This is a genomic window from Paenibacillus pectinilyticus (assembly GCF_001700435.1).
In the GTDB taxonomy this organism is placed as follows: Bacteria; Bacillota; Bacilli; order Paenibacillales; family NBRC-103111; genus Paenibacillus_E; species Paenibacillus_E pectinilyticus.
In genome coordinates this window covers 112996-137968 of the sequence record NZ_LYPC01000028.1, presented here as the reverse complement: position 1 = coordinate 137968, position 24973 = coordinate 112996, and the positions used below count along the sequence as shown (strand labels likewise).

Sequence of the window (24973 nt, the reverse complement as noted above, 5' to 3'; positions counted from 1 at the left end):
ACGATGGAAAAGGATCGCACTGCTCTCCTATTAAGATCCGCCATAACAGCTATCATCTTGTTTGTTAGCTTTCTTTTCGTATGGCCAGGTATCCAACAAAAATTTTATAAACCCGAACTGCAATTATGGTTCTCCTCCATGATCTTTTCCTGTGGTCCGATTTTGTCCTCATTTCTTGGATCGAAAGTATCTCTTTCTCCGCAATGGTTCGTGTTGCCCTTGAGTTTCACTGCGCTTTTATTAATGAAAGGAAAGGATTTAATGTGGTTCATTAAGCTAGTAAGAATGATTGCATTAATTTATCTCTATGGAAGCTTAATTTTTGCTATTGCTGACCCTAGCTTTGCGATTGAGGAGAACTACAAATTAGGCTTTATTTATTCCTTTCGTTTACATGGGATAGCTAACTTAGCGAATCATTTGGCGCCAATGGCCATCGTTTTTTGGGTGACGAATCGTATGATGGAGAAAAAGAATGTTTATGTAAATAGTCTCCATTGGCTGGTTAGTCTAACAGTACTTATCTTGACGCAGTCCAAAACGACTTGGGTTACATTTTTGATTATTTTTATTTTTGTCTTAATTGTTTCTCGAACTTCTGCCGTACGTCATATTTACTTGCTGATTGCGGGGATATTCGTGTTATGCATCTATCTGTTTATGATCAATTCTGCAGCTTCGAATTATTTAGATTTACAAAGCCAAGACGTGCAATTACTAACGAGTTTAACGGGTAGGAATTTTGTCTGGAGCTATACCATCGATATTTGGCGGCATAACCCGATATTTGGGTACGGATTGGATCTTTGGAAAGATGAAGAAACAAGGCTGCCTTTCCTATCGATGTATAATTGGGCACCTGGTCAAGCACACAATCAGTTCTTTCAAACACTCGGAGAATCAGGCATTGTCGGTGTAGTTGGCCTTATTTATTATGTCATTATCTTAATTAAATTTGGATGGCGCTACTCGCAAGAGAGTAAGTTTATTACGATCATGATGGTGCTTCTTTTGTTAATTAGAGGGATTACAGAATCTACATTGGAAAGTAATATTTTCAAAGAAAATTTCTTGTATCATTTTATTACTTTCACATTGCTCCTTATTTATGTCAAAAAAGAAAAGGAAAAGATGCTGGGAAATATAGAACCATCTAGGCTAAGTCTAAGTCATGTAGGGAGTAAACGTGATAACCGGATACCTGGGATACCGCAAATCAAACCACAAAATATGAATGTATAAGGAGTGGGGGCATCTATGAATGGAAAAAGGAACGTGGTGATCTATAAGGATCATCTGTTATCACCCTCAGAAACATTTGTCAGAGCCCAATCAGAAGCCTTACAAACATTCACACCCTACTACGTAGGCTCTAGAGAAATTAAAGGGCTCAAGCTGCCGAATGAACGGGTGATCGTGTTGAATGACCAGAGCGTTATGGGCTGGGGCAAAGAAACGATGTATAAACTATTAGGTAAATCAACAGGGTTCATGAAGAAAGTTGCTGGTATCAAGCCATCTCTGATTCATGCACATTTTGGTTTTGGAGGCGTACTCGCTTTACCATTAGTGAAATCGTTAGGGGTGCCCTTAATTGTTACCTTTCATGGGTTTGATGCGACAGTAAAGGATGAATATGCTGATTTCTATACGCATAAATTGTACATCCGAAAGCGTCAGGAATTACAGAGAACGGGCACACTTTTCATAGCGGTATCTGATTTTATCAGGAGTAAAATGCTAGAGCAGGGGTATCCGGAGGAGAGGGTCGTCCGCCATTATATTGGGATTGATGTGGATGCCTTCACACCTGACGATCAGGTTGAACGATATCCGATTGTTCTGTTCGTAGGCAGATTAGTAGAGAAGAAGGGAGCCGAATACTTAATTGATGCGATGAGAAAAGTTCAGAAATGGGTGCCTGATTGTGAACTTGTCTGCATAGGTGATGGCCCGCTTAGGAATCACTTAGAGGAAAAGGCAGGGCGTTTACTAAAGAAATACAGATTTCTAGGCGTACAGCCGCCTGAGGTTGTTCGGGAATGGATGAATAAAGCGAGGGTATTCTCCGTTCCAAGCGTCATTGCGAGTAATGGCGATGCAGAGGGATTTGGCATGGTGTTTGCTGAAGCGAATGCGATGGGACTTCCCGTTGTTAGTTTCGCTACAGGGGGAATTACAGAAGCGGTTTCGCATGGTGAAACAGGGTTTCTAGTTCCAGAAAAGGATACCAACATGCTCGCTGCGTATATTAGAACACTTTTAGAAGAGCAACATATTTGGGAGGTTTTTAGCCAACAGGGTAAGGACAGAGTACGACGTTTATTTAATATTACCAAGCAAAATACGGAACTTGAAGCCTTGTACGAGGGGATTATCCAGAATAATCTACCCATTAAAATTAGTTAGGAAGGATATGGGGCTTCAATGAAAATAAAAGTCTTATATTTTCATGTTACTGGTGATTTATATGGCTCCAGCAGATCGCTTCTATCTTTAATAAAAGGTCTGGAAAAAGATAAGTATGAGGCCATGGTCATTTTGCCTGAAGAGGGCGAGTTGGTAAGAGAGCTGGAAATGCTCGGGGCCAAAGTGTTCATTAGGCAGGATCTCTTGATTTTAAGAAGGCAAACATTTGTTAATCTCTTAAGTTTACTCCGATTTGTGAGTCATTTCTTTCTAGCCATACCCAAGTTGTACAAATTAGTAAAGCAAGAGAAGGTTAGTCTTATCCATAGTAATTCAGCCATTATCATGTCAGGAGCCATAGCAGCTAAGTTGCTGAAAGTTCCCCATATTTGGCATATGCGAGAGGTATTTGATGATTTTCCAAAGCTGCTTTGGGGAATATATCGATACCTCATTTTTCATTTATCGACCCGAATTATATGTATTTCGACGGATGTAAGTAAGCGTTTTGGGCAGTATCGCAAGCATCGTAAGCTGGTTACCATTTTTAATGGTATTGAAGAAGATTATATCGATCAAGTGAGTGAGCGGATGAATCGGGCGGAAATGCGTAAAAAGCTGTGCATTCCACTTGATGCTGTTGTCATCGGAAATGTAGCGCGAATCAGTACATGGAAAGGTCAAGATTTGCTCATTAAATCGTTCGCAGCTTGTCAGAAGCCGCCGAATACCTATTTAATTTTGGCTGGCGATTGTTTTCCTGGTAATGAATATGTGTTGGAAGGTCTCAAACGTCTTGTGAAAGAGTTACATATCGAAGATAGGGTCATTTTTGCCGGATTTATTAAGGATAGCCGTAACATCTATGTGGCATTGGATATTTTCGTCCTAGCCTCTACCACACCAGAGCCTTTCGGCAGAGTTTTAATTGAAGCGATGTACTGCGGTCTTCCTTCAATTGCTACTAATTGGGGAGGTCCGGTTGATATTATTACCTCTGGGAAAGACGGACTACTGGTGAATGCGAACGAGGTGGCGATGAGTCAAGGTTTAGAAAGACTTTTAACGGATAGCAGTGAGAGGAAGCGGCTAGGGATTCATGCAACAGAAACCATTAGAAATCAGTTTTTAGTCCAACATACGGTTAATAAAATTAAGCTCGAATATGCAAACTTGCTCGTGAAAAATGACGCCAATCCGGAGAAGCGGCAGATCTTTGTCAGCTAAATGAATAGCAAATAACGAGGAGAGTGTTGAATTATGTCTATCGTCATGATTACAGGTTCCGCTGGTTTGATCGGTTCAGAAGCAACAGAGTTCTATGCTGGTCTAGGTTATACGGTTGTTGGGATCGATAATAATATGCGAGAAACATTTTTTGGGGCAGAAGGATCAACGATATGGAATCGTCAGCGTTTAGAGGGCATGTTAGGCGTTAATTACAAGCATCATACGATTGATATTCGCCATGCGGATCAATTGAATGACGTATTTCGTCTGTATGGAGAAGATATTTCTCTCATCATTCATACGGCCGCTCAACCCTCACATGATTGGGCAGTAAGAGATCCCTTTACCGATTTCGGGGTGAATGCCAACGGGACCTTAAATCTGCTTGAGGCGATGAGGCATTATTGTCCGGAGGCAGTTTTTATTTTCACATCAACGAACAAAGTGTATGGGGATCGACCTAACACCCTTCCACTTATTGAGTTGGACTCCCGTTGGGAGATCGATCCGCAGCATACGTTCTGTAATGGCATTTCAGAAGAAATGAGTATAGACCAAAGTATGCATTCTTTATTCGGTGCCTCCAAGCTTGCCGCAGACGTGCTCGTGCAGGAATATGGCCGATATTTTAACTTCAAAACGGTATGTTTCAGAGGTGGTGTATTAAGCGGCTCCAAGCAATCTGGCGTGCAGCTGCATGGTTTTATCAACTACTTAATGCGATGTGCGATAACGGGAACGCCTTACACGATTTTTGGTTATGAAGGTAAACAGGTCAGAGATGTTATTCATTCTAGCGATGTGATATCAGCCTTTCATGCATTCTATACGAATCCGAGAAGAGGTGGGGAAGTATACAATTTGGGAGGCGGTAGAGACTCGAATGTGTCTATGCTTGAAGCGATCCAGATTTCGCAGGAAATCACGGGCAGGGAATTCAATTATACGTATTCAGATGTAGCTCGAGCGGGAGATCATCAATGGTATGTTTCTGATATGGCCAAATTCAAGGCGCATTTCCCGGAATGGAAGCAAGCCTATAACCATATTCAAATGATTTTGGAAGGTATTTTCGAAGAGAATAAAGATCGCTGGAGTGTCGCTATATGATCAATAAAGGGAAGCATGCCATCTGTGGTGTGAATATATCTGCGGTTGATTATGATTCAGCCGTCCAGTTAATTACGAATGCAGCGCAGCAACGTATACCATTTGCGGTATCCGCATTAGCTGTTCATGGCGTAATGACGGGATATTTGGATACCGAGCATCGTCGAAGATTGAACGGTTTGGATTTAGTCGTTCCCGACGGTCAACCGGTGAAGTGGGGATTAAACTGGCTATATAAAACGGGATTGAAAGAACGTGTCTATGGTCCTGAATTGACTTTGCGGGTGGCCAAAGCGGCTGCTAATCAGCAGCTATCGATTTATTTGTACGGCAGCAAGTTGGAGACGCTCGATTTATTCGAGGAGAATTTGAAAGAGCAATTTCCAGGGTTACAAATTGCGGGGAAGGAGCCTTCCCAATTTAGAAAGCTAACGTCTGAGGAGAAAATGGGCGTGGTGAATCGAATCCAGGCGAGCGGTGCTCAGCTTGTATTCGTTGGTCTCGGTTGTCCGAGGCAAGAAGTGTGGGCTTTCGAGTATAGGGATTTGCTAGGCATGCCGTTGCTTGCAGTTGGAGCCGCCTTTGACTTTCACGCAGGTACGCTCAAGCAAGCACCGCCTTGGATGCAAAAGCGAGGCTTAGAATGGTTCTATCGTATGATTCAGGAGCCTAAACGTCTATGGAAGAGATATATGTATTTAAATCCATTGTACGTTTTCACCGTCGTGGGGGAACTTATCGGTTTTAAAAAGATACCTGTCCTATTCCCCACTGGAAGTGAACGGGAGCAATCGTTTGGGTAGTGATCTCAATTATTAGGAGGTACGTGTCGATGAGTAAAATCATGATTACAGGTGCAGCTGGTTTCTTGGGTTCACATTTAACGAAGGAATTATTAGGTCAAGGTCATCAGGTGGTCGGTGTTGATAATTTAGTGACAGGGAGAATGTCAAATTTAAGTGAATGCATGAATCATCCCGGTTTTCGCTTTATTGAATTTGATGTATCCAACAAAGCCATCATAGATGTGGAGGGTGTCCAAGAAGTGGATGAAATCTATCATCTTGCCTCTCCCGCATCGCCAAAGCTCTACCAAGCATCGTCGATTGAGACCATCTATGTGAATACGATTGGCACACAGAACATGCTGGAACTGGCGAGGAGGTATAACGCCAAAGTTCTCTACGCGAGTACGAGTGAAGCCTACGGCGATCCGGAGGTACATCCGCAGCCTGAAGAATATCGTGGCAATGTGAATACGTGGGGACCACGTGCTTGCTATGATGAAGCCAAGAGGCTTGGTGAAGTCTTCTGTTATGAGTACCATCGCTTATATCAGGTGCGAACGAAAGTTGTCCGCCTATTCAACACGTACTCGGCTGGACTGCGCAATGATGATGGCAGGGTCATTTCTAATTTCGTAACGCAAGCTTTGATGGGAGATGATATAACGGTGTATGGCGATGGCAGTCAGACGCGTTCGTTCTGCTATGTCGACGATACGATCAGAGCGCTTATGCGTATGATGGAGCTAGATGCTGCAACCGGACAAATTATTAATATTGGCAATCCGAATGAACATTCTGTCTTGGATGTAGCCCTGCTCGTGAAACAATTGACGAACACCACTAGCGCGATTACATTTCATGAACTCCCCGAAGATGATCCAAAAGTAAGAAGACCCGTCATTGATCGAGCCGCTGACATTCTGGGCTGGCATCCTGACATTTCACTGGAGGAAGGTTTGCGTAGAACGATTCATTCCTATCAAGAGAAGCTAGCGCTTATCTAATACACATGGGTATAGAGAGACTAGGAGGGAACATACGATGAATGTAGTATGTATCGGATCGGGTTATGTTGGCAGTGTGACAGGAGCAGCATTTGCGGTGTTAGGGCATCATACGACGGTGCTGGATATTGATCAGCATAAAGTAGATCAAATGAACGCGGGCAAAAGCCCTATTTATGAACCGGGGCTCGATCATTTAATTGAAAGTTATATCGGAAGATCGTTGTTTGCAACAACGGACTACGGTGTTATCTACGATGCAGATGTTGTATTTATTGGTGTAGGAACGCCTTCCAAGGGGGATGGAACGGCCGATTTGACATACATTCGACTTGCTGCGCAAAGTATAGGGCATCATATTAATCCGAATAAGTTTACGGTTATTATTAATAAATCCACGGTTCCTGTCGGCACAGCAGATTTGGTAGCTTCGATCATTGAGGAAGTATCTGGGTTACAGGTCAACACGCATTTTGCAATGGCGAGCAATCCGGAATTTCTCCGGGAAGGTTACGCACTTGAAGATGTGTTTTTCCCGGATCGCATTGTGATGGGTATTGAGAATGCTCATTCTAAAAAAGTGATGAAAGAATTATACTTCAATTTGTTAAATCGGGTAGACTATGAAGAAAAGTCGCTTGATTTTCATTTCGCTCATAATCCGAATGTCGCTTTGCCCACCTATTATGAAACGGACATCAAAAGCGCCGAGATGATTAAGTATGCATCCAACGCTTTTTTAGCAGTGAAAATAAGCTATATTAATGAGATCGCGCGACTGTGCGAAACCTTAGGGGCCAATGTGACGGAAGTCGCAACGGGGATGGGCATGGATTCTAGGATCGGCTCTAAATTTCTACAGGTTTCTAGCGGCTGGAGCGGGAGCTGTTTCCCGAAAGACACAGCTGAATTATTAGCAACGAGCCAGAAATACAGCTGCGAACTAACCGTTATTCAAGCGGCTGTTCATTCGAATCAACAAATGCATGAGTATGTTGTAGATAAAATTAAGCGGAAATTGAAGACGTTGACAGGCAAAAACATTGGCATTTTGGGTCTTACATTTAAGCCGAATACGGATGATGCACGTAAAACGCAAGCCTCCGTCATTATTAAAGAGTTGATAGATGCAGGTGCCAGAGTAAAAGCGCATGATCCTCATGGCATGGTGATGTTCCAGCAATTGAATGCTGGGTTGGACGTGCAATATGTAACTAGTGCCATAGATGTTACGCATAACGTGGATGCTGTTATTCTATTAACCCATTGGGATGAGTATTTGCTCATGGATTGGTCGACTGCCAAGGATAATATGCGAAGTCCATATGTGCTAGACACGAGAAATGTCTTAAAGCAAGGTCCCTTGCAGAAATTAGGTTTTGACTATGAAGGATTAGGGATCAGTTCCTCGAGAAATAGAATCCAAGAGTTTGTCAGGACTTAACGTAAAATGAGGCTGAAGTGTTTCCCTTGTCTACTCAGTAGGCGAGGGAGGCTATTTTTTTATTTTAAAATTTACAAATATTTACATATTGAATAAAAAAAGCCCGCCAAAACCTGGCGGACGTGCTACTTAACTCAACAAATGCCGATACGCACTATAATCAATCTCCTGCTTTTCCAGAAAGCTCGTCAAACTCCGGTAATCGCGCTTCGGTGTCGCAAGAATATACCCCTCGATGCAATGCGCTCTCGTCACTTCCTCGGCATTGGCCTCTAATGCGACTTGTCCAATCCTTGCAGCAATGGAATGCTTAGCAATATCCCGGAATGCCGTCGGTACAGGTGAAACTAATTGATCCAAAAAAGCTTTGGAATCGGCTGTCCATAGATGCCTGGAGCTGTCTACGTAGTGATTCTGCCAATCGAGTTTCGATTTGCCGTCCTCTTTGGGAAGGACCTTGATAAACTTGCGAAACATGAAGTATCCGCCCACGGACATGAAGAAAAGCAAGACACATACCCAGAAAATGATGAACCACATGAAGAAATCATTTGCCATTTATTTGTCACCTCACTTATTCGATTCATTATGATGTAAGAATTATACCTTATTTCTAGATTTCTTGCGACAATACGGGTAAAATAGGAGGGTAGAAGCTACTAATAAAGGAGTTATGGACGATGCCCAAAATTGGTTCACACGTTTCGTTTTCAGATAAAGGCCTACTGAATGCAGCAGAAGAAGCCGTTTCCTACGGATCATCAACGTTTATGATATACACAGGCGCACCGCAAAATACGCGTCGCAAGCCGATTGAAGAGCAATACATTGAAGAGGGCAAGGCTGTGATGGACAAGCATGCGATGAATGAAATCGTCGTGCATGCTCCTTACATTATCAACTTGGGTTCTTATAAGGAAGATACGTTTGAACTCGCTGTTCGCTTCTTGCAAGAAGAAATTCGCCGAACGGATTACATTGGCGTACGCAATATCGTGCTTCATCCTGGTGCATATACTGACAAGGATGCAGACTACGGGATTGCCCGGATTGCTGATGGTTTGAATGAAGTTCTTGCCGGTGTCAAAGATACGAACGTGAATATTGCCTTGGAAACGATGGCTGGTAAAGGGACGGAAATCGGTCGCAGTTTCGAGGAAATCGCGGAAATTATGGAGCGCGTGGAGTTCAACAATAAGTTGACCGTGTGTATGGACACTTGCCATATTCATGATGCTGGTTATGATATCGTGAATGATTTGGATGGCGTACTTCATCATTTCGATCGTACGATTGGGCTGGAGAAACTCGGCGTCATCCATTTGAATGACAGTAAGAATCCGCGCGGAGCAGGCAAGGATCGTCATGCACCACTAGGTTCAGGTTGGATTGGCTTTGAAGCGATGAACAATCTTGCGAATCACGAGAAGCTTCAGCATTTGCCGATGATTTTGGAGACGCCTTGGATTGGCAAAGAAGACAAAACACAGCGCCCGATGTACGAAGCGGAGATTGCGTTGCTGTCTGGTAACTTAAGTGGCCGTTTTGGCGGCGAATTCCTGGATCATGTGGAGCGAATTGACTTTTTGATGAACAAAAAAGATATTCACTACCGCGATTTCGTTGTGAAGACATGGGAATTGCTCAAAAATGATGCCAAAGCGAAGAAAGCAGACGGACGCGAGCCGTTGGAGCGCTTGTATGACATTCTTCACGAAGAACAGCTTTTCGCGGGTCTAAGCGAAGAACAAATCAACCAACGTCTGATTGTTTGGCTTGCAGGCAATGATATTTTGAAGAAAGCTTAGTCTTCTCATCAAACAGAAGCACAGAAATAGCTAGGGGGATAAACATGGAAGCGGGAAGCACGAGTAGTTCACTTCGCCGGGAGAGCGAATTGATGAATAGAGCAAGAATGCTGATTTCTTGCCCGGATCAACCAGGCATTGTAGCGGCGGTATCACAGTTTTTATTCGAATATGGTGCGAATATTGTCCAATCGGATCAGTACACGATGGATCCAGAGGGCGGGATGTTTTTCATCCGCATCGAGTTTGATTTAACAGAATTAGCGAGCCGCGTGGACAAGCTAAGATCAGATTTCGCCGTGGTTGCTGAGAAATTCACCATGGACTGGAGCCTTTCGCTGGCTAGTCAGAAGAAACGTATCGCCATCTTCGTGTCGAAGGAAGACCATGCGTTGCTGGAACTGCTGTGGCATTGGCGTGCAGGTGATCTCAACGCAGATATTGCGATGGTAATCTCTAACCATAATGATATGCGTTCACTGGTTGAGCCTTTTGACATCCCGTTCCACCATATTCCGGTTACCGCGGCTACCAAAGCCGAAGCGGAACAGCGTCAGCTTGAGGTTATTGGTGACGGCGTAGATGCCATCGTGCTTGCTCGTTACATGCAGATCGTTTCCCCTTCGTTCATCAAGCATTATGCGAATCGGATCATTAATATTCACCACTCGTTCTTACCTGCGTTTGTTGGTGGTAAGCCGTACGCCCAAGCGCATAATCGTGGTGTGAAAATCATTGGTGCTACTGCGCATTACGTGACAGAAGAGCTGGATGGCGGGCCGATTATTGAGCAGGACGTACAGCGCGTAAGCCACCGGGATAATGTTGAAGATTTGAAAAGAATCGGTCGTCATATTGAACGAATTGTACTCGCACGAGCGGTTTCTTGGCACGTAGAGGATCGCATTATCGTTCATAATAATAAAACGGTTGTTTTTAACTAATGTTAAGCAGGTTGTATCCAGTTATGGGTGCAGCCTATTTATATATAGGTGAGAAGTATAACGTTTTAGCGGGTTATTGTGGCAAAGCCTTAAAGCAAATGGTACAATAATGCAAGCGAGAAAAGTCACTTGTATGTACAAGTCGAATATTAACGAAAAAACAGAAATGATGGAGGGAATTTTCGAATGACTGTTACAAATAAAACAATCGAACAACTAGCTGTCGACACGATCCGTACGTTGGGTATTGATGCCGTTGAGAAAGCAAACTCAGGCCACCCAGGTATGGTAATGGGAGCTGCACCAATGGCTTACGTTCTGTGGAAGCAGCACATGAAACACAATCCTTCGAATCCTAAATGGGTCAACCGTGACCGTTTCGTTCTATCTGCTGGACACGGCTCAATGCTTCTATATAGCTTGCTTCACCTATGTGGCTATGATTTGCCAATGGAAGAAATTAAGAACTTCCGCCAATGGGGAAGTAAAACACCTGGTCACCCAGAGTACGGTCACACAGCTGGTGTTGATGCTACGACGGGTCCACTTGGACAAGGTGTGGGTATGGCTGTAGGTATGGCGATGGCTGAAGCTCATTTGAGAGAGACTTACAACAAAGAGAACTTCCCAGTTATCGATCACTACACGTTCGCAATTTGCGGCGATGGTGATATGATGGAGGGCGTTTCCTCTGAAGCGGTTTCCCTTGCAGCTCACTTGAAATTGGGCAAATTGATTATGATGTACGATTCCAACGATATCTCGCTTGATGGCGAATTGAATATGGCGTTCTCTGAAAACGTGCAAGCACGTTTCGAAGCTTACGGCTGGCAAGTATTGCGCGTAGAAGAGCAAAATGACCTTGCAGCCATCTCCAAAGCGATTGCAGAAGCGAAAGCTGATACAACGCGTCCTACGTTGATTGAAGTGAAAACGACAATCGGTTTCGGTTCCCCGAACAAAGGTGGTAAAGGTGGTCACGTTGGACCGCACGGTTCACCACTTGGCGGCAGCGAAGTGAAATTGACGAAGCAAGCTTACGGCTGGCCGGAAGAGCCGGACTTCTTAGTACCGGACGAAGTTCGTGCGCACTATGCCGAAATTCAAAAAGAAGGTACAGCAGCTGAAGCAGCTTGGACCCAATTGTTGAATGAGTACACTAAAGCGTACCCAGAGCTTGGCAACCAATTCAACGCAGCTGTGAATGGTGAACTACCGGCTGGTTGGGATGCTGATCTTCCAACTTACAGCACAGAAGACAAGCCGCTAGCTACACGTGCTGCTTCTGGTAATGCAATCAATGCCGTTGCAGGCAAATTGCCGCAACTAATCGGTGGATCTGCGGATCTAGCAAGCTCGAACAATACGATGATCAAAGGCGAGTCCAACTACAGCGCAAGCAACTATGCTGGCCGCAACTTGTGGTTCGGTGTTCGTGAGTTCGGTATGGGTACAGCGATGAACGGTATGGCACTTCATGGTGGTGTTAAAGTGTACGGAGCTACTTTCTTCGTATTCTCCGACTACTTGCGTGCTTCCATCCGTCTTGCCGCGCTTATGCAGCTTCCTGTGATCTACGTGCTAACACATGATAGTATCGCAGTTGGTGAAGATGGACCGACGCATGAGCCGATCGAGCAATTACCGGCACTTCGCGTTATTCCAGGCATCACTGTGATCCGTCCTGCTGATGGTAATGAAACATCTGAAGCTTGGCGTTATGCAATTTCCGAAGCCAAAGGACCAGTAGCGCTAGTCTTGACACGTCAAAACTTGCCTATTCTTCCAGGTACGGTTGAAGGAGCAAAAGCGAACCTAAGCAAAGGTGGATACGTTGTATCCGACGCTGCAAATGGCCAACCAGATGCGCAAATCTTGGCAACAGGTTCTGAAGTTCAACTGGCTGTCGCGGCTCAAAAATTGCTGCAAGCCGAAGGTATCAACGTTCGCGTTGTCAGCCTGCCAAGCTTGGAGTTGTTCGAGAAACAATCCAAAGAATACAAAGATTCCGTTATCCTACCAGGCGTGAAGAAGCGTCTTGCTGTTGAGATGGCGTACCCACTTGGTTGGGAGCGTTACACAGGCGATGAGGGTTCAATCCTTGGTATCTCCACATTTGGAGCATCCGCGCCAGGGGATCGTGTTCTGAAAGAATACGGCTTCTCACCAGAGAATGTTGCAGCACGCGTGAAAGCTTTGTTAGGCTAAAAACATGCAGGGGTTCAGCTCGTCTGGGCCTCGGCTTGCTCTTATTCGTAGTCATTTTAGAGGGGGAAATATTAACCATGTCCAGCTTTGAAAATGTAACCGTACTGACGAAAGCCAATGTTTATTTCGATGGAAAAGTAACGAGCCGCACTGTGCAATTCGCAGACGGCACGAAGAAAACACTTGGCATCTTGCTTCCAGGTGAATATGAATTCGGAACAGATACCAAAGAAATTATGGAAATCCAAGCTGGTGAACTCAACGTACTGCTGCCAGGCAGCAGCGAGTGGATCACAATCAGCGGCCAAGGTGAATTCACCGTGCCAGCGAACGCGAAATTCAAGCTTGAAGTGAAAACCGTGAGCGACTATATTTGTTCGTATATCGCTGAGTAATACCGCGAGTAATTCGAACTCATGAAATACAAAAACCATACATCTACTTGGACATAAAGTTCAGTGGATGTATGGTTTTTTTCATTTGGATACCCAGCTATAAAAGGAGCGGATGTCCATCTGCAGCACTTCTTCGATGTCGGTCATGCGAATCCATAATTGTTGAATCGTAGGGAGATCATGGCGTAGCTGAATATGTCGTTGCTTTATGTGAGAGAGGCTGATGCCAATCGAAGCAGGATGTGCAGGATTGATGATGAGATCCTCAAGCAGGACGGTTATTCCTGCTTCTGTATCAAGGATTTCTGTGGATTGGAGCTGCTGGAAAGGAGCATGAATCGGAATGTAAAGAGTGGACTTGCTAAAGTCTAGTTCATGGGGCCGAAACCGCAGTGCCATGAGGAAGGGGTGGATGCCCTCTTCATGGAAATCATAAAAGACGGCTAATTTCACGATTTGGCCAATTCCCCTTTTCGCTTTAAATGCTCCAGCTTGTCCATGATGGCGCGGGTCGCGTCCGACCAGTTGGCTGGATTGTATGTGTTTATTTGACGTTGTGTGAATTGTTGGTATTCATGATCCAGAATCCCTTGCAGGACGCGTCGCTGAATTTGTTCGATCCGTTCGCTGGCTAGTCGATAGGTTACCTGAAATTCTTCAGCAAGAAAAGTGACCATTTCATTCTTCTGCTCGGGCAGCGATAATTTCTTCAGCATAGACACAGGCATCGCCGCGTAGAGCTGAAAGGCGGAGGCATCCTGCTCTTGCCAATCGACATAGCGATCAGGCATAACCATCTGGTTGCCGGAATGGCGTAATACATGACAAAGCTCATGTAGGAAGTCTTCCCATTGCTCTTTGGCGGATAAACGACGGTCAACATTGATGCTGAATAAACCATTTTTTTCGATAGCCATGCTGTTCATATCCATCGTATAAATCCAAATATGTAGTTTAGCGGCCAAGTTCGTCATGCTGAGCTGAGCTGGCGAGGCGATATCATGTTGAAGATATAGAGCTTCTACCCACTGTTCAAGGGGGGTTGCCTGGTAATGAGTGAACATGTTAATAGGGAATACACCTCATTTTAAGAATGTATGTTCGGTTATTTTGGCTAAAGAAAAGCCCACGTGGGCTTGGCTTTATGAGTATTGTTGTTCATCGAATACCTTCGTTACTGCTCACTGTCAGGTGTTCGGGACTGCTGCTGGTCTTTGATGAAATGCCAGAAACGGAGCATCTCATCGCGGCGCTCTTTGGGCGCGCTCTTGAAATCTTTAAAAAATAAGCTGACATCAGGATCATCGACTTCATCAAGACCTGCTCCAGGAAGCCTGTCGAGCGACTCTTCTTCTGTCGGAGCAAATCCGGCAAGCAAAAGGAGCTCGTCCTTCTCAGCGATACGAAGTGCATCAGCTAAGGAGATAACCGTATCCCGTGAGGGATTAAAGCGGTTATTTTCGATGGAGTTAATAAACGAATAACTAACACCAGACCGTTCGCCTAGTTCTCTGAGGGAAAAATTGTTCATCTTCCGCAGTTGCCGGATTCGGATGCCGAATTGCACCATATCTTTCATCGTTTGATCACCTGTTTCTATTGTAAATGGTGAGTGGTGCAAAAAACAAGAGCAGATCATGAAAAAGTTTTGGTTTTCAAAACATTTTGTGTTGAAATTTTAAACGAGAGGACGTATGATGTGTTTAGAATTTCAAAACGACATATTTTAGGAGATGATTGAGGGATGGCAGAACTTATTTTTAACATAGAGCAAGAACAGATCGATCGCCGGGCAACACGTAAAAGGGTGGAAAGCGTGCTTGAAGCCGTTCGAATGTATCGAGCAATGGGGTATTTGCGGAAAGAAAATGAAGCTATTTCGAATATGAATAAGTTGTTTCAAGTGTCAGAGCAGGCAGCTCCCTATCAGGTGGGTTCAGAGCAATATTTGTTAGGCATGTGCGGTGAAGTCGAGCAAGCGATATCTCGGTTAGATGAGCAAGAGCAGGAAATTATACGGGAACGGTATTTAAAAAGGGACAAGACATTCGATTTTTTGCTTTTTCATGAGTTTCATTTGAGTGAGCGTACCTATCGTCGGAAAAAGGGGCGAGCGATCGAAAAGCTAGCGTACATGCTGCGGCTGGAAGTGAAGGTGCTAGAAGGGTGACCGAAAGGTGGCCGTAGGTTGGCAGTCTGACTCATTTAGGGCGTGTTAAGATCGTTGTGTAGCCAAGTAAGGGAGGTGATCTTGCTAAACAGGAAGCACATAAAACCGTTCCGCAAGGTTCGATCTTAGCAAGATGGAATGGGACGTGTGAAGGAGTGAAGAAGATGTTTTGAAAAGAAAAAATGTTTTGAATTTCAAAACATTTTACGAAAGGAGGTGACAGAAGTGAATGATGAACTTGGGAGATCAACTGGCTTTGTATCTGCAGTCGCAAGCTGAGGGGGTTATCGGAACAGACCTCTTCCTTGATAACCTAGCGCCAACGGTAGATGAAGCCATCTGGTTGGGTCACATAGGTGGCAGTGCAGAGTTCAAACTCGATGGGCCGGATAGCTGGCGCAAGCTAAGCTTACAAGTCAGAAGCGCGACCTCGGCAGGTGCATATGAACGAATATGGCGGGCCATTACGAAGCTGCTTGAACCGGATGAGGGTGTGATCGAGGTCGAGGGCAACAGGTACACGGTGCAAATTACGTCGCTGCCCGCTCTGCAAGATCAGGATGCGAACGGCAGATTCCTCATGAAATGTGCATTGATTATAAGGCAAGTTCAATCTGTTGCAGAGTCATGGTTAGATGGCTTGTCCCAATTCACGGAAACTGCTCTCGGACCGCCATGGCGGGTATATCGGGGATTCAATGGCACATGCCGACCAGCCGTTTCGTGGCAGTGTATGAGCTTGCAGAGTGCGTCAACATCCAAAGGAACGGCTAAGCTTACCAAACATTATGTTGGGCAAATTGCTGCGAGGTCAGCAAGCGAGTATCAATTAGCTGCTCGAACATTATTAGCAGGGTTGGCTGAACAAGTTAAGCTGCCGGTAGTAGACGCTTATGGCAGGTGGATAACGGTTGTTAATTCGAATGTCGCGATGCGATCAGGCGATTTATCTACAGGCTTACTGACAGTTACGGTAACAGGAGCAGTTACGGCACCGCAAGGAACGTTCCCTCTAATGGCAGCTATGCACACAGAAACACAAATTCAAAACTGAGGTGATTTTTTTGAAACAGGGTACAAGCCTAACGAAGGATCAAGTAGAAGAAAAAGCAGCTGAAGCTGTAAGTTATGCAAAAGAAGAATTAATTAACCATTCACAAGAGTTGTTCGCTTACCCTCCAGAAGTGCTCATTGGGGCACTGCATGGGAAGGCAGAAACAGCTTTCACGATTGCTGAAATGAAACAAAACATTCAAAACTTTTTACAAAGGAAGGTGCAGGAATAATGGCGGGTGGAACTTGGAGTAAGACGGATCGTCCGGTATTGCCGGGTTTTTATATGAATTTTGAGGCGGCTGCGTTAAGTGCGATTGAGCCGGGTAGTCAAGGTACAGTAGTTATCCCAGTGAAGGCGAATTGGGGAACTGTGCGGCAGTTTGTGGAAATTACGAGTGAACAGGGCATCTACGATGCTTTCAGCAATGACCAATCTGGTGCGGCGACAGCCCCGTCTGTGTTGAAGCTGGCATTGCTTGGCAAGCCGAAGAAAGTGCTGGCTTACCGAATCGCTGATGCATCGGCGGCTAAAGCAACTGTAACACTGAAAGATTCGGCATCAGCGAATGTGCTGAAGCTCGATGCGAAGTATGAAGGAACGCGAGGGAACAACTTCTCAGTTCTCGTACAAACGAATGCCGTGGATAGCACGAAAAAGGATCTCAAGCTGCTCGAAGGCACAGCTGTACTGAGAACATTTACGTTCTCGGGAAGTACAATTCAAGCTGCTGCCGATGCAATCAATCAAGATACCAGCAACATTTGGTTGACTGCAACGGTGCTTGCTCCAGGCAATGGCACGCTGGCCGCAGTGTCCGGCAGCTCCCTTGCGGGAGGCAACTCGGGTATTAGCGGCATCGTGGCAACCGATTATGTGAATGCCTTGAGTGCAATGGAAACACAAGTTTTCCATGCGCTGGCGCTAGATGGCATTTCGGATGCGAGCATTCAAGCGTCGGTCGTCGCTTGGACAATGCGACTCCGCAGCGAGGGCAAGGGGATCGTGGCTGTACTCGGCGGTGCTGCTGCCGACGATACAGCGGTCGATGCCATCAGCCGAGCTGCGGCGAGGAGTGCGACGTACAATCACGAGGCTATCGTGAACGTAGGAACCGGAGCTATCTTAGCGGGTACGAGCTACAGCTCAGCGCAAATTTCCGCGTATGTGGCAGGCCTCATTGCGGGTCAGCAACTAAGCGAATCGACGACGTACGCGGTTGCACCATTCAGTGATGTGACGCGCCGCTCCACGCGAAGCGAGCAAGAAAGTGCTGTGAAAAATGGCGTGTTCCTACTGGTTCACGACGGTCAGAAGGTGAAGGCGCTTCGCGGCATGAACGCATTGGTCTCTTTACGCCAAGGCCAGAGTGCAGCTTGGAAGAAGATCCGTACGATTCGTGTCATGGACACGATTAATAACGATTTGCTGCGCACAGCGGAAGATAGCTACATCGGGAAAGTCAACAATACGGAAGAGGGACGTCTCGCGCTCGTTGAAGCTGCCAAGCAATATATGCAGGCACTGGCTCAAGCAGGCGTTATTGAAAATGAGGGCTTCGATGTGTATTTGAACCCAGCCTATTATGGTCAAGGATCCGTACTCACACCTGCAGCTGATCAAGTTTACATCAAGTGGGAAGCACAGTTGACGGACGTCATGGAACAAATTTTCGGCACATTTATCGTAAATTAAGGGAGGCATAATGATGAGTTTAGATGCGAGTAGAGTTATTTTAGGCACATATGGAAGTGTATATATTGGTGGTAAATGGCAAACGAATTTTAATCATTTGGAAGCACATGTTGAGATTCAAAAGAAAGAGCTCAATTTGGCGGGCGATCTTTGGGTTCGTCATAAGAAAGGTGCCATGAAAGGAACAGGCACGCTAAGCGGTTTCAAAGTTACAAGCGATATGATTGCCCGCGGATTCGATAAATTTAGTCTTGTTTCCAGATTAGATGATCCGGATGCTTATGGCTTTGAACGTATTACGCTGAACAATGTGATGCTGGACAAGCTTCAGTTAGCGAACTGGACAGCTGGCGAAGAAGTGAAAGAGGAAGTTACGTTTACGTTCGAAGGCTACACACTGAATGACCCCATTGAGGCGATCTAGATCTGATTTTAACCATTTTGAAGGAGGACAATCCTAATGTTGACTGATGAACAAATTTTGCAAAAATTGCTTGAAGCTGATCAATTGCCAGAAAAGACGTTAACCCTTTCACGGGTTGGCGTCCCCATTATTCTGCGCGGATTAACGGGTAAACAGGTGTTTGCGCTGCGTGAACGCTGCACGGAACGCTCGGACCGTCGAGGCGTCCAAACGGATCGGCTTGATGAAGAGCAGTTCAACGTCGCGTTGATCGCTGCCGCTACCGTGTCCCCCAACTGGGGGGACTCCCGGCTGCTAACGAAGTATCAAGCCAGCTCCGGCGAGGAAGTGATCAAGCGAATTTTGCTTGCCGGCGAATTGTCAGCGCTAGGTGATGAAGTGCTCGATCTGAGCGGATTTAATACGACGCTGGATGAAGTAAAAAACTAATTGCCTCCGGGGGGCTCCCGGCGATGCTCCATGCGATGTGGACGCGTCATCATTTGCTCCCCGGAGCATTTTTGAAGCTGCCTCGCGGGGAACAGTTATTCCTACTAGCCAGCTTGGAATTGGAGCTGGAGCAGGAACAAGTGTTGCAGCGAGAGCATGAACGCGCAAGGAGGTGAGAGCCATGAATGACATGGCGATGACAGGCAATTTAGCTAGGGTAACAGCTGCGCAAGATGGATTGCGCAGGGCTGTTGAGAGAACTGGCTCAGCTGTGCAGCGGTTGGATGGGCTGTTTGGCAAGGCAGCTGAAGCAGGCGCAAGGCTGAGTCAAGTGACAGCGAGACCGACGATTGCTGTGCGGGATTATTTTTCTTTTGTGATTGACCGGCTGCTGTTGCAGCTGGCGGATTTGAGCCACACGAAGGTCGATGTGAAGCTAATCATCAACGATCAGGTGATTGGCGCAGCGAAACAGCTGCGGCAATTGCTGAATGGCCTTGGCGGGACCTTATCGGTCAGCACGCAGGGCGGCGGGGGATCGGTAGCAGAAGCTAAGGCATCAGCTTCGGCTTCTGTTTCTATGATTACGGTGCAGACATTACCGCCCAAGAAAAGCCCGATTGATACATGGATTGACCGCTTATTGAAAATAGGTGAGGCTGTGAAGTTATTTGGCGAAGCGGTCCAAGCGTTCGGTGAAGGTATCAAAAGCATTGGTGAGGGATGTAAATCCTTCGCTGAGGGGATCAAGTCGATCTCAAAAAGCTTGAATTCCAGCTTTAAAGCTTTTGCAGATAGCTTCAAATCGGTTGCCAATAGTATTAAAGCCATCATAGATAGTATTAAATCTCTGAAGGGTTTGTTCTCTGGGACAGGCAAGGGCCAAGGAAAAGGTACGAAGTGCTGCACAGATCAGAAGACCAAAACGAAATCAGAGGCAGGAGAAAAAACCAAATCGCAGGCAGGAGATAAGGCCCAATCTCAGGCCAAGGATAGGACGAGGCCTAATGTTGGTCCTAGCGGTGATTCTGGGCTGGACAGAACCGCTCCGGTGGGACACCCCAACGGACATCCCGAAGGACATCCGCCAGCTTCACCGAAGGGACGACAATCCAAACTGTTCAAAGGTGGCTCCAAGTTGCTGAAAGGAGCGGGCAGAGTGGCAGCTCCGCTTGGCATTGGCATGGCAGCTCTGGATGTACTTACTTCAGAGAACAAAGTGGGAGCGGCGGTTCAAGCAGGTGCAGGTGCGGGCGGCGCTGCTCTCGGTGCTGCGCTGGGTTCAGTCGTTTTGCCAGGATTAGGAACGGCAGTAGGTGGAATGGTGGGAGGCTGGCTCGGGGATAAAGTAGGTTCCTTTTTTGCGAACAAATGGTTTTCTGGGAAGAAGAATCCTGAGGATACAGCATCCAAAACGTCACTTGTACCTGAGGGACGCGACTCTGTGGCATTTGATCCCACGCAAGCTGTGTCTGCAATACGCTCCTCAGGACCGCAAGCAGCCACTCCGAACAATTATGATGTTAAAGTGGATGGCGTAGCGGTCAATTTTCCCAAGGAGGAAGTTGATAAGGAGAAGCTTGCTTTCACGATCGGGCATCAAATTGTGTCGCAAATGAATGCGGCGATGCAAAACCGCTCAGAGAACGGAGGTCGCGCGTATGCTTAATGAAGCTATGGAATTTACACTGGAAGATCCGAACGGTTTGTTGCTGCACTTTCCGGTCAATCCGACAGAAGTGAACATTCGCCGGGATAAAAGTTTCGAAACGGTCACCATTATTAATGGCGGTGAACTGGATGTGCCGCAAGGTGTGAAGGTGAAGGAAATCGCTTTCTCTTCCTTTTTCCCAGCAGAATATGACGCTAGTTACTGTAAGTACACACCGTTGCCCGATCCGCAAACAGCGATGAACCAGCTGAATACATGGATGGAAAGTCGTGAGCCACTCCGCTTGAGAATTACGGGTACGGATGTGAATGTGCTCGTCATGCTGTCGGCGCATAATAGCAGTTTCAAGGGCGGTGAGCCCGGCGATGTGTATTTCGATGTTACTTTTCGTACTTGGCGGGACTATAAAGTGAGGACGCTGGCGGAGCGTATCGGCACTTCTGGTGGCGAGGCACGACCTGATATTAAGCCTGTATCGGCTACGTACACGGTCAAGTCAGGGGATTCTCTTTGGGCGATTGCGAAAATGAATCTCGGTTCCGGCAGCCGTTGGCGGGAAATCTATGAATTGAATCGCACGTTAATCGGTGATAATCCGGATCTTATCCAAGTCGATCAAGAGCTGGTGATGCCCTGATGGCAGGATTGAATAGCGGGTCTTATGATATTTGGCTGGATGAGCAGTATGTGCTGGGAGATTTGATTTATGAAATGACGCTGGAAGAAGCGCTGGACGAAATCTCGTATCGGGCGCAATCGACGATTGTTGTGACGTCGGATTTTCCGGGGATGAAGCCGGGTCAAGCGGTTCGTGTTATTGGCATTCCTTATGGAGGAGCAGAGCAAGTGGACCTGCTGCATCCAGCCGTTGTATGGCAGTGCGAAAACAGTTATGAGCGAATAGATCGCCTGACGGTGACGATGTATGATCGCACCATTTATTTGGCCAAGTCAGATGATGAGTATGTGTTTGCGGGCGGTATGACGGCGAATGAGCGTATACGCAGATACGCAGAGGATTGGCACATTCCGCTCGGGCAGTTGCCGGACACAGGTGTCAAGCTTGCGAAAGCGATGTATCGCTCAGAGTCGATATATTCGATGATCATGAAGGATCTCAAGGAAACAGCTAAGAAGGGCGGACCCATGTACCGTCCACGCATGACAATCAACGGATTGGAGCTTGTGGAAATAGGCAGTAATGCGACGGTATGGTCCTTGGAGCCGAGTGAGAATGTGATGAACATTATGCAGAAAAGAACGCTCGAAGGAGCCGTTACCAAAGTGAAGGTACTTGGCACCAAAGAAGCAGGGGATAATGCCGCAGCGCAAGTGCTAGCTATTGAAGAGGGCGAACTTGCTGAGCTAGGCACTCTGCAAAAAATCGTCCAAGACAGCAGTTTTAATTCAGTGAGTGAGGCCAAAGAGGCTGCGCGTGCGCTTCTCTCAGGCGTACAAGAGACGATTAGCGTTACGTCGATTGGTATTAACACGATTCGTGCCGGAGATAGGGTGGATTTGGCGGGAAGCGGGATGGAGCTCATTGCGATGTCGGTCAGACACGAGTTAGGCGATCCCGGCAAAATGGTGCTGGAGCTGGGTAGTCCTGAGCTCGTCAGAAGGAGGTATTACATGAATGAATCCGTATAAAAAGCTAGCTTCCCTATTGGACGATCGGATGTCTGGGCATGCCGCTTCAGCGGTTTCCGGCTTACCGGCGGAATTGGGTACAATGACGGCTGGCGGCCTGAAGCTGGATCGTTTTAAACATGAAATCGCGGATTATTATGTGGCGGATTGGATGGCTAAGCTTCATCTGCCTAATTTCGCGCTGACTGGCACGGTTTCGGGTTTAAGCAGCGGTGGAGTTCCTGTAGCGGGTCAGGGCACATTTGCTTTTACAGAGTCGGGCGTTGAGGATGTGCGAATGGAATTTCAGCATGGCTTGAAGCCTGGTGACCGTGTATTGGCGATTCCGATCGATGACGGCAATGATGCCGTGATTCTGTGTAAGGTGGTGAAATAGATGCCGAATTTATTTCCGCTAGTGGGAGCGGGCGCTGGGACTGGATTAGGGGCGGAAGCGCTTTTGGCTGGAGGCAAAATGGGGAAGATACCGTTCGGTCGTAGCCCGAAATTTGACCATTCACTTGGGGAGTTCATTACGACACCAACGGGTAAAATCGCGGAGTGTACGGACACCGAAGCCTGGGTTGAATGGTGCCAAAAGGCGCTGCGCGCAAGGCGTTACACGCATCTGGTGTATTCCCGGTCCTACGGTCAGGAGTATGACGATTTGATTGCCCGCCATTTGTCCCGCCAAGCGAATGAAATGGAAATTGTGCGTATTACGACGGAGACCTTGAAGGTCGATCCGCGTACAGCGGACGTTCGTCATTTTACATGGGAGTGGGAAAATGAGAAATGCTCGTTTCAATGTGAAATCGTGAACGTGCGAGGCGAGCAAAAAAACATAAAAGGAAGTGTGGTGATCAGTTAATATGGCAAGTTTACCCGATTATTTGACAGAACAGACAGAGGAAGCGATCCGGAGCCGGATGTTAAACTGCTTCCCTTCCGATTTGGACAAGTCAGAAGGATCTTATATCTGGGATGCGTTGGCTCCAGCTTCTATTGAATTAGCGCTTGCGGCGCTGCAGTCACAGGAGGTTTTGCGGCGAGGATTCGCGGGGACGACCTTTGGTCCATATCTGGACATGCGCTGTGCAGAGCGAGGCATTACTCGCAAAGACGCGATGAAGGCTGTCGGCCAAGTGAAGTTCACAGGTGTTGTTGGGACAATCATTCCGCAAGGAGCGCGAATTGGTACGTTGGCAGATGCCTTGTACGGCACGTCATCTCGGATGTTTGAAACGCTGGATGCGGCCGTTGTAGATAGCTCAGGATATGTGATCGTGTCCGTATCGGCATTAGAGGGAGGGGTTAAAGGCAATGTGCCGAGCGGAGCGGTCAGCCTACTGGTGACGCCAATCGTAGGAATCACGAGCGTGACGAACACATCACCAATGACGAATGGGACGGATGTAGAGAAAGATGAATCATTGCTCAATCGTTTTTACGCCAAAGTTCGTTCCCCAGGCACAAGCGGCAATAAAGCCGACTATCTGAACTGGGTGCTCGATGTGGCGGGTGTGGGTGCGGCGCAGGTGCTGCCCCTGTGGCAGGGCCCCGGAACCGTTAAGGTCGTTATCATCGGCACGGATAAAAGGAGTGCGTCTGCTTCCATCGTCACAGCCGTGCAGCAGTATATTTACCCGGCTCCACCCCTGGTGGGGAAAGCTCCGATTGGAGCTGTCGCAACTGTTGTGGCTGCTGCCGAAGTCGCGATTGGCATTCAGGCTGTACTTACCTTGAACGGGTCAAGAACATTGGCACAGGTCAAAAATGATTTTACGGAGGCTGTTCGCGCCTATTTATCCGAACTGGCGTTCTCGAGTGATCCAGCGGTTCGCTATGTGCGCATTGGTTCCTTGTTGTTGGACACGCCAGGCGTGCAGGATTATGCCAACTTGCAGATCAATGGCGGCAGCTCGAACATCACGATCAACGTAGGGCAAGTTGCTGTTATTGGGGTGGTGTCGCTCGTATGACGCAAGTGACTTCAACTAGCGGCAACCGCATGCTGGGCTACTTGCCCGATTACTACGAGACATCGCGCGTCATGGGCGCCATTCTGCAAGCCCAAGGGGCAGAGCTCGATCAATTGCGTGTCTCCTTGGAGGAGACACTGGGGCAATTTTTCGTCAGCTCCGCGACTTGGGGGCTGGACGCTTGGGAAGCTGAGCTCGGCATCGCGCCGGCACCGAACAAGCCCGACGATCAGCGTCGCTCGGTGATCAACGCCAAGCTGCGTGGCGTCGGCACCGTAACCGTGGATTTGATCCAAAACGTGGCCGAGGCTTACGAGCGCGGAGCGGTGGAGGTTACGCAGCAGCCGTCGCTGTACCAGTTTACGGTGAGGTTTGTGGATACATTGGGGACGCCGCCGAACTTGAACGATCTGCAAGCAGCCGTTGAGGAAATCAAGCCCGCGCATTTGCAGGTGATCTATAAGTACAAATATTTTTTGCTCAGTCAGTTGCACCAAGCAATGAAAATTAGTGAAATTCAAACGAGGAAAATGACCGACTTCGCGCCATTCATTCCCGTTTAACATGGAGGGAAAAAC

29 protein-coding genes are annotated in these 24973 nt (G+C 46.9%); 25 read left to right on the top strand and 4 right to left on the bottom strand.

Annotated features, from left to right (window positions below; all coding sequences use genetic code 11):
• The first annotated feature begins 285 nt into the window (after positions 1-285).
• The 7 genes from A8709_RS28490 to A8709_RS28460 are packed head-to-tail and all read left to right on the top strand — an operon-like array spanning position 286 to position 7985.
• Positions 286-1242, top strand: a complete 957-nt coding sequence (locus A8709_RS28490; RefSeq protein ID WP_167357198.1) for an O-antigen ligase family protein — start codon at positions 286-288, stop codon at positions 1240-1242.
• 15 nt (positions 1243-1257) lie between these two features.
• The gene (locus tag A8709_RS28485; protein WP_065857668.1) at positions 1258-2409 is read left to right on the top strand and encodes a glycosyltransferase; all 1152 of its coding nucleotides are present in this window, start codon (positions 1258-1260) and stop codon (positions 2407-2409) included.
• 18 nt (positions 2410-2427) lie between these two features.
• Positions 2428-3636, top strand: coding sequence for a glycosyltransferase (locus A8709_RS28480; RefSeq protein ID WP_065857666.1), 1209 nt, complete (start codon positions 2428-2430; stop codon positions 3634-3636).
• Between the two features lie 33 nt (positions 3637-3669).
• On the top strand, positions 3670-4749 hold the full coding sequence (locus A8709_RS28475; protein WP_065857664.1) for an NAD-dependent epimerase/dehydratase family protein: 1080 nt from the start codon (positions 3670-3672) through the stop codon (positions 4747-4749).
• Positions 4746-5552 carry a WecB/TagA/CpsF family glycosyltransferase gene (locus A8709_RS28470; protein ID WP_065857662.1) on the top strand — a complete coding sequence of 269 codons (807 nt, stop codon included), beginning with the start codon at positions 4746-4748 and terminating at the stop codon, positions 5550-5552. Before A8709_RS28475 ends, A8709_RS28470 begins: the two co-directional genes overlap by 4 nt.
• A gap of 29 nt (positions 5553-5581) precedes the next feature.
• On the top strand, positions 5582-6541 hold the full coding sequence (locus tag A8709_RS28465) for a UDP-glucuronic acid decarboxylase family protein (protein WP_065857660.1): 960 nt from the start codon (positions 5582-5584) through the stop codon (positions 6539-6541).
• A 37-nt stretch (positions 6542-6578) separates the two neighbouring features.
• Positions 6579-7985, top strand: a complete 1407-nt coding sequence (locus tag A8709_RS28460; RefSeq protein WP_065857658.1) for a UDP-glucose dehydrogenase family protein — start codon at positions 6579-6581, stop codon at positions 7983-7985.
• Between the two features lie 129 nt (positions 7986-8114).
• Here A8709_RS28460 and A8709_RS28455 read toward each other — a convergent pair whose 3' ends face one another.
• The gene (locus A8709_RS28455) at positions 8115-8543 is read right to left on the bottom strand and encodes a DUF2621 domain-containing protein (protein ID WP_065857656.1); all 429 of its coding nucleotides are present in this window, start codon (positions 8541-8543) and stop codon (positions 8115-8117) included.
• 122 nt (positions 8544-8665) lie between these two features.
• Here A8709_RS28455 and A8709_RS28450 point away from each other — a divergent pair, with 122 nt between their 5' ends.
• From A8709_RS28450 to ppnP, 4 genes are all read left to right on the top strand, one after another.
• The gene (locus tag A8709_RS28450) at positions 8666-9793 is read left to right on the top strand and encodes a deoxyribonuclease IV (protein WP_065857655.1); all 1128 of its coding nucleotides are present in this window, start codon (positions 8666-8668) and stop codon (positions 9791-9793) included.
• 44 nt (positions 9794-9837) lie between these two features.
• Positions 9838-10737, top strand: coding sequence for a formyltetrahydrofolate deformylase (purU, locus tag A8709_RS28445; protein WP_065857653.1), 900 nt, complete (start codon positions 9838-9840; stop codon positions 10735-10737).
• Positions 10738-10923: 186 nt separating this feature from the next.
• Positions 10924-12945: a transketolase gene (tkt, locus tag A8709_RS28440; RefSeq protein WP_065857651.1), complete on the top strand. Its 2022-nt coding sequence runs from the start codon at positions 10924-10926 to the stop codon at positions 12943-12945.
• 77 nt (positions 12946-13022) lie between these two features.
• Entirely contained in the window at positions 13023-13340 is a 318-nt protein-coding gene (gene ppnP / locus A8709_RS28435; protein ID WP_065857649.1) for a pyrimidine/purine nucleoside phosphorylase, read from the top strand.
• A gap of 81 nt (positions 13341-13421) precedes the next feature.
• On the opposite strand, the gene A8709_RS28430 is transcribed toward ppnP, so the two are convergent.
• From A8709_RS28430 to A8709_RS28420, 3 genes are all read right to left on the bottom strand, one after another.
• Positions 13422-13793, bottom strand: a complete 372-nt coding sequence (locus tag A8709_RS28430; RefSeq protein ID WP_065857647.1) for a hypothetical protein — start codon at positions 13791-13793, stop codon at positions 13422-13424.
• Positions 13790-14404 (bottom strand): ImmA/IrrE family metallo-endopeptidase, encoded by a 615-nt coding sequence (locus A8709_RS28425; RefSeq protein ID WP_065857645.1) that lies wholly within the window; start codon positions 14402-14404, stop codon positions 13790-13792. The genes A8709_RS28430 and A8709_RS28425 overlap by 4 nt, the downstream gene beginning before the upstream one ends.
• Before the next feature lie 110 nt (positions 14405-14514).
• Positions 14515-14919 carry a helix-turn-helix domain-containing protein gene (locus tag A8709_RS28420; protein ID WP_065857643.1) on the bottom strand — a complete coding sequence of 135 codons (405 nt, stop codon included), beginning with the start codon at positions 14917-14919 and terminating at the stop codon, positions 14515-14517.
• A gap of 165 nt (positions 14920-15084) precedes the next feature.
• Between A8709_RS28420 and A8709_RS28415 the strand changes: the two genes are divergently transcribed.
• The 14 genes from A8709_RS28415 to A8709_RS28355 all read left to right on the top strand — a co-directional run bounded on the left by A8709_RS28415 (position 15085) and on the right by A8709_RS28355 (position 24958).
• Positions 15085-15510: an ArpU family phage packaging/lysis transcriptional regulator gene (locus tag A8709_RS28415; protein WP_065857641.1), complete on the top strand. Its 426-nt coding sequence runs from the start codon at positions 15085-15087 to the stop codon at positions 15508-15510.
• A 229-nt stretch (positions 15511-15739) separates the two neighbouring features.
• Positions 15740-16564 carry a minor capsid protein gene (locus tag A8709_RS28410; RefSeq protein WP_065857639.1) on the top strand — a complete coding sequence of 275 codons (825 nt, stop codon included), beginning with the start codon at positions 15740-15742 and terminating at the stop codon, positions 16562-16564.
• A gap of 10 nt (positions 16565-16574) precedes the next feature.
• Positions 16575-16796, top strand: coding sequence for a YqzN/YkzM domain-containing protein (locus A8709_RS28405; protein WP_065857637.1), 222 nt, complete (start codon positions 16575-16577; stop codon positions 16794-16796).
• Entirely contained in the window at positions 16796-18259 is a 1464-nt protein-coding gene (locus A8709_RS28400) for a phage tail sheath subtilisin-like domain-containing protein (RefSeq protein WP_065857635.1), read from the top strand. Before A8709_RS28405 ends, A8709_RS28400 begins: the two co-directional genes overlap by 1 nt.
• A gap of 10 nt (positions 18260-18269) precedes the next feature.
• Complete coding sequence (locus A8709_RS28395) at positions 18270-18683, top strand: phage tail tube protein (RefSeq protein WP_208607761.1); 414 nt, start codon at positions 18270-18272, stop codon at positions 18681-18683.
• A gap of 36 nt (positions 18684-18719) precedes the next feature.
• On the top strand, positions 18720-19112 hold the full coding sequence (locus A8709_RS28390) for a phage tail assembly chaperone (RefSeq protein ID WP_065857630.1): 393 nt from the start codon (positions 18720-18722) through the stop codon (positions 19110-19112).
• A 23-nt stretch (positions 19113-19135) separates the two neighbouring features.
• Entirely contained in the window at positions 19136-19288 is a 153-nt protein-coding gene (locus tag A8709_RS34785; RefSeq protein WP_167357197.1) for a hypothetical protein, read from the top strand.
• A gap of 5 nt (positions 19289-19293) precedes the next feature.
• On the top strand, positions 19294-20781 hold the full coding sequence (locus tag A8709_RS28385; RefSeq protein ID WP_065857628.1) for a hypothetical protein: 1488 nt from the start codon (positions 19294-19296) through the stop codon (positions 20779-20781).
• A gap of 7 nt (positions 20782-20788) precedes the next feature.
• The gene (locus A8709_RS28380) at positions 20789-21421 is read left to right on the top strand and encodes a LysM peptidoglycan-binding domain-containing protein (protein ID WP_065858679.1); all 633 of its coding nucleotides are present in this window, start codon (positions 20789-20791) and stop codon (positions 21419-21421) included.
• Positions 21421-22434, top strand: coding sequence for an XkdQ/YqbQ family protein (locus tag A8709_RS28375; protein ID WP_065857626.1), 1014 nt, complete (start codon positions 21421-21423; stop codon positions 22432-22434). Before A8709_RS28380 ends, A8709_RS28375 begins: the two co-directional genes overlap by 1 nt.
• Positions 22421-22810 (top strand): hypothetical protein, encoded by a 390-nt coding sequence (locus A8709_RS28370; RefSeq protein WP_065857624.1) that lies wholly within the window; start codon positions 22421-22423, stop codon positions 22808-22810. The genes A8709_RS28375 and A8709_RS28370 overlap by 14 nt, the downstream gene beginning before the upstream one ends.
• Positions 22811-23284: a DUF2634 domain-containing protein gene (locus A8709_RS28365; protein ID WP_065857622.1), complete on the top strand. Its 474-nt coding sequence runs from the start codon at positions 22811-22813 to the stop codon at positions 23282-23284.
• Between the two features lies 1 nt (position 23285).
• Complete coding sequence (locus tag A8709_RS28360) at positions 23286-24395, top strand: baseplate J/gp47 family protein (RefSeq protein ID WP_065857620.1); 1110 nt, start codon at positions 23286-23288, stop codon at positions 24393-24395.
• Entirely contained in the window at positions 24392-24958 is a 567-nt protein-coding gene (locus A8709_RS28355; RefSeq protein ID WP_065857618.1) for a YmfQ family protein, read from the top strand. Before A8709_RS28360 ends, A8709_RS28355 begins: the two co-directional genes overlap by 4 nt.
• The last annotated feature ends 15 nt before the right edge of the window (positions 24959-24973 follow it).

Excerpts from the sequence above, each read along its gene's own strand:
- A8709_RS28420 (WP_065857643.1), bottom strand. The coding sequence starts at position 14,919 with ATGAAAGATATGGTGCAATTCGGCATCCGAATCCGGCAACTGCGGAAG.
- A8709_RS28395 (WP_208607761.1), top strand. The coding sequence starts at position 18,270 with ATGATGAGTTTAGATGCGAGTAGAGTTATTTTAGGCACATATGGAAGT.
- A8709_RS28490 (WP_167357198.1), top strand. The coding sequence starts at position 286 with ATGATTGCATTAATTTATCTCTATGGAAGCTTAATTTTTGCTATTGCT.
- A8709_RS28385 (WP_065857628.1), top strand. The coding sequence starts at position 19,294 with ATGAATGACATGGCGATGACAGGCAATTTAGCTAGGGTAACAGCTGCG.
- A8709_RS28370 (WP_065857624.1), top strand. The coding sequence starts at position 22,421 with ATGAATCCGTATAAAAAGCTAGCTTCCCTATTGGACGATCGGATGTCT.
- A8709_RS28360 (WP_065857620.1), top strand. The coding sequence starts at position 23,286 with ATGGCAAGTTTACCCGATTATTTGACAGAACAGACAGAGGAAGCGATC.
- purU (WP_065857653.1), top strand. The coding sequence starts at position 9,838 with ATGGAAGCGGGAAGCACGAGTAGTTCACTTCGCCGGGAGAGCGAATTG.
- A8709_RS28485 (WP_065857668.1), top strand. The coding sequence starts at position 1,258 with ATGAATGGAAAAAGGAACGTGGTGATCTATAAGGATCATCTGTTATCA.
- A8709_RS28460 (WP_065857658.1), top strand. The coding sequence starts at position 6,579 with ATGAATGTAGTATGTATCGGATCGGGTTATGTTGGCAGTGTGACAGGA.
- A8709_RS28475 (WP_065857664.1), top strand. The coding sequence starts at position 3,670 with ATGTCTATCGTCATGATTACAGGTTCCGCTGGTTTGATCGGTTCAGAA.
- A8709_RS28415 (WP_065857641.1), top strand. The coding sequence starts at position 15,085 with ATGGCAGAACTTATTTTTAACATAGAGCAAGAACAGATCGATCGCCGG.
- A8709_RS28450 (WP_065857655.1), top strand. The coding sequence starts at position 8,666 with ATGCCCAAAATTGGTTCACACGTTTCGTTTTCAGATAAAGGCCTACTG.
- A8709_RS28470 (WP_065857662.1), top strand. The coding sequence starts at position 4,746 with ATGATCAATAAAGGGAAGCATGCCATCTGTGGTGTGAATATATCTGCG.
- ppnP (WP_065857649.1), top strand. The coding sequence starts at position 13,023 with ATGTCCAGCTTTGAAAATGTAACCGTACTGACGAAAGCCAATGTTTAT.
- A8709_RS28400 (WP_065857635.1), top strand. The coding sequence starts at position 16,796 with ATGGCGGGTGGAACTTGGAGTAAGACGGATCGTCCGGTATTGCCGGGT.
- A8709_RS28480 (WP_065857666.1), top strand. The coding sequence starts at position 2,428 with ATGAAAATAAAAGTCTTATATTTTCATGTTACTGGTGATTTATATGGC.
- A8709_RS28455 (WP_065857656.1), bottom strand. The coding sequence starts at position 8,543 with ATGGCAAATGATTTCTTCATGTGGTTCATCATTTTCTGGGTATGTGTC.
- A8709_RS28375 (WP_065857626.1), top strand. The coding sequence starts at position 21,421 with ATGGCAGGATTGAATAGCGGGTCTTATGATATTTGGCTGGATGAGCAG.
- A8709_RS28365 (WP_065857622.1), top strand. The coding sequence starts at position 22,811 with ATGCCGAATTTATTTCCGCTAGTGGGAGCGGGCGCTGGGACTGGATTA.
- A8709_RS28380 (WP_065858679.1), top strand. The coding sequence starts at position 20,789 with ATGGAATTTACACTGGAAGATCCGAACGGTTTGTTGCTGCACTTTCCG.
- A8709_RS28390 (WP_065857630.1), top strand. The coding sequence starts at position 18,720 with ATGTTGACTGATGAACAAATTTTGCAAAAATTGCTTGAAGCTGATCAA.
- A8709_RS34785 (WP_167357197.1), top strand. The coding sequence starts at position 19,136 with ATGCTCCATGCGATGTGGACGCGTCATCATTTGCTCCCCGGAGCATTT.
- A8709_RS28465 (WP_065857660.1), top strand. The coding sequence starts at position 5,582 with ATGAGTAAAATCATGATTACAGGTGCAGCTGGTTTCTTGGGTTCACAT.
- A8709_RS28355 (WP_065857618.1), top strand. The coding sequence starts at position 24,392 with ATGACGCAAGTGACTTCAACTAGCGGCAACCGCATGCTGGGCTACTTG.
- A8709_RS28410 (WP_065857639.1), top strand. The coding sequence starts at position 15,740 with ATGATGAACTTGGGAGATCAACTGGCTTTGTATCTGCAGTCGCAAGCT.
- tkt (WP_065857651.1), top strand. The coding sequence starts at position 10,924 with ATGACTGTTACAAATAAAACAATCGAACAACTAGCTGTCGACACGATC.
- A8709_RS28425 (WP_065857645.1), bottom strand. The coding sequence starts at position 14,404 with ATGTTCACTCATTACCAGGCAACCCCCCTTGAACAGTGGGTAGAAGCT.